The sequence below is a fragment of the Actinomadura sp. 21ATH genome, from assembly GCF_041951345.1.
Lineage (GTDB): Bacteria > Actinomycetota > Actinomycetes > Streptosporangiales > Streptosporangiaceae > Spirillospora.
Window position 1 is genome coordinate 1 of record NZ_JBGNUR010000042.1, and the last position, 1,126, is coordinate 1,126.

General features: G+C 58.5%; 2 rRNA genes. Both read left to right on the plus strand.

The features are described 5' to 3' along the window. Positions 1-117, plus strand: a 16S ribosomal RNA gene (locus tag ACA361_RS42245); the annotation flags it as partial. A 441-nt stretch (positions 118-558) separates the two neighbouring features. Beyond that, positions 559-1,126, plus strand: a 23S ribosomal RNA gene (locus ACA361_RS42250); the annotation flags it as partial.

Here is a 1,126-nt window from a genome sequence, read left to right on the forward strand (position 1 = left end):
CACCCGAAGCCCGTGGCCCAACCCTTGTGGGGGGAGCGGTCGAAGGTGGGGCCGGCGATTGGGACGAAGTCGTAACAAGGTAGCCGTACCGGAAGGTGCGGCTGGATCACCTCCTTTCTAAGGAGCACACTGGCCGGTCGATCCGCCTGATGGCGGAAGGCTGGTCCAGAGCCGTCTTCTCAGCCGAACGTGCTGAGGATGGTTGCTCATAGATGTGGAGCACTGGCTATTCAGGCTGCTGGTCATGCGGCCCGGTTAGTACCGCCTCTGGTGACAGAGGAGTGGGAACGGCGGTGTCCGGATGGCTGGCGGGTTGGACACGCTGTTGGGTCCTGAGGAAACGGACCCTTCAGCCCCGAAGCATCAAGCCCGTTGGGGTTGGTGGTTTGGGGCTGGGTTGTTTCTTCTGGATTGCGGGCTGGTCGCCGGTCATCAGGGTTTCTGGTGGTTGGGGCCAGGGGCCCGGTTGTTTTTTGAGAACTGCACAGTGGACGCGAGCATCTCTGAACAGAAACTTCGGTTTTTGTTCTCTGTTGCGATTTGTTGATCGTTTCGTGTGTTCAAGTTTTTAAGGGCATACGGTGGATGCCTTGGCATCAGGAGCCGATGAAGGACGTGGGAGCCTGCGATATGCCTCGGGGAGTCGGCAACCAGACTTTGATCCGGGGATTTCCGAATGGGGAAACCTGGCACCCGTCATGGGGTGTCGCCGCCGTCTGAATGTATAGGGCGGTTGGTGGGAACGCGGGGAAGTGAAACATCTCAGTACCCGCAGGAAGAGAAAACAATAGTGATTCCGTGAGTAGTGGTGAGCGAAAGCGGAGGAGCCTAAACCGTGCGCGTGTGATAGCCGGCAGGCGTTGCGTGTGCGGGGTTGTGGGACCATCCTGATTCAGCTGCCGCTGGGTCGAGAAGTTACAAACTGCTCGGGTAGTCGAACGGCATGGGAAGGCCGACCGTAGACGGTGAGAGTCCGGTAGACGAAATTCGAGTGGCTTCTGGGTGTGTTCCCGAGTAGCACGGGGCCCGTGAAATCCCGTGTGAATCTGCCACGACCACGTGGTAAGGCTGAATACTTCCTGATGACCGATAGCGGACCAGTACCGTGAGGGAAAGGTGAAAAGTG